Source organism: Elusimicrobiota bacterium (assembly GCA_026388075.1).
Classification (GTDB): domain Bacteria; phylum Elusimicrobiota; class Endomicrobiia; order Endomicrobiales; family JAPLKN01; genus JAPLKN01.
This window is the reverse complement of record JAPLKN010000106.1, coordinates 1-2,219: the sequence shown is the minus strand read 5'-3', so window position 1 is coordinate 2,219 and position 2,219 is coordinate 1. Positions and strand designations below refer to the sequence as shown.

The following is a 2,219-nucleotide window of genomic DNA, read 5'->3' as shown; positions in this document are numbered from 1 at the left end:
TTAAGATGACCTCCGAAGATAGAATTAAACTATTCGTTAGATATTATGGTGTAAATGCTTTAGCCAAGAACAATTCTTTTGAAAATTCTTTTACAAATAAAACAGCTTTGGAGGGTCATATTATAGATAGTGCCACCCATTGGATTAAGACACAAAATATTAAGGTTAATATGGAGGAAGCTATTCAAAATATCAAAGATAATTTATCTGCCCTAAAAACTGATAGAATATTGTCTACGGACTTGAAACCTATTTTACAGAATACGGTAGGTAAATTAGTGGGAGTGAATATAACCCCAGATGAATTAAACAAGATTAATGATTTTCAAAAAGACCTAACCGAAAATCTGTCAAAATTTGACAAAGCCACTGAACAATGGACAGATAAAGAAGCAAAAACAAAATTTGGTTTATCTTTCTATACTCTTGACAATTATATTGCCTCATTATCACAACCAGCTAATATACGAGATGCGTGGAATTCTTTTCTAACTCAAGTTATTTCCACAAAAGAACAAGTGGGAACATCAGAAGCAATTTTGAAAGCATTAGGAATTAGTTTGAAAGATTTTAGTGATTTATCAATTAGCATAGTGGCTAATTTAGATAATAGTGTTATAGGTTTGCAGTTATCATTTCTTATGGGTGCTCACCCTATAGCTTGGGCTAAAATAGCTGGGCATACTTTTCAAGATGCATTCAAAAATCCCCAACAGGTAATGACTGCAGTATTATCAAAATTCTATTCTGACCCTAATTTTATTATGGGGAGAATGAATAATTTACTTCCTAAGGTATATGAAGAACTACCATCATTTGACATCTTTGTGCTTGCCGAACAAAATAAATTTCTTAAAGTCCCAGCACGAGCATTTAATATCTCTCAAACTATATTTAGGACAGGGTATATAAGAGCACTTCAATTCTATAATGATTATATTCTTCAATGTAAGAAATTGGCTGGTATTGATATTAATGACCCCACTCTTATTAAAAATGTTCAGGATTATACCAGAACTTTTCTATTACAAGCCCCAATAGGCAGAAGTAGATTATTGAATGCATCAAGGGTTGTATTATGGGCAACAGGATTAATGAAGGGTTCATGGATGACATCTGTTGCTTATCCATTAGGATTTGCCCCTCCAGGATTAAAGGGAATTGGTGCTAAAGAATCTTGGAAAGCTATACTTGGACAAGTATTATTGACATTTTTAGTTGCTACATTACTCCATAAGAAAGTGAATACAGACCCAAGGGCAAGCACCTTTATGGCTATAAACTTAACTGAAACAAGAGATGTTACAATCCGAATTGGACCAGGATTTATATACGATGTTTTAATAGCAAGATTAGCATTACATTTCTGGAATATGTTAATGCCCTCTATGGCTATTCCTAATTATAAAAGTGCGATTACTGGAAAGGTATCTGATACTGCTCATCCCCAAGCTTTAGACCCTGATATGTGGAATATTTTAATAGATTTTACCCAAAATAAAACGAAACCAATGGTAGGATTATTTATTGATATGCTTCAAAATGAAGCATTTGGTGGTAGGCAATTAACTTGGAAAGAGATGGTAAAAAGTATTGGTGCTCCTATTTCAGTTCAAAATGCTGTTGAAACCGCATCGGAAGTAGAGCACTGGAGACAACCCGCATCTATTATGGCTGATATTTTAGATTTCATTGGGTTAAGGTCTAATACTTATATCCGTTCTATTAAAATGGACGAAGTCTTAACTAAAGAAATTTATAGGTTATCTGATGCTGGATATGAAGAATTACAAACAGGTTATCATTTAGGATTTCTAGCGGATAAAAAATTACTTACTTCTGCCGAGAATAAGTATATAGATGAAGATTTAACATTATTAATCAATCAGCATGGTCTTGAATTTATCAATAGCCCAACCTATAAAACAATGTCGGATAAAGACAGGGCTAAAAGATTAGCCAATGGACTGGATTCTGATAGAGATGATGCCTATTATCAATTCCTTGAACACCAAATCAGTATCACTCCTCCTAATAAAATGGTAGATATGTTCTTACGCTATGATAAAGCTGGAGTTTTGAATGTAGATAGATGGAATGGTTTACTAGGGAAAAATGCTATTCCAAAAGAAGTTGTAGATGAATTTAGAAAGAAAATAAATTCTAAATAATTTGACTTTTTTTCAAAAATAGAGTATACTTATAGATAATATTGGTCG

The 2,219-nt window shown here is 32.9% G+C and carries 1 protein-coding gene; it reads left to right on the top strand.

Annotated features, from left to right (window positions below):
* On the top strand, positions 1 to 2,171 hold a 2,171-nt coding region (locus NT145_05565; GenBank protein MCX5782153.1), incomplete at its 5' end, for a hypothetical protein.
* Between the last annotated feature and the right edge of the window lie 48 nt (positions 2,172 to 2,219).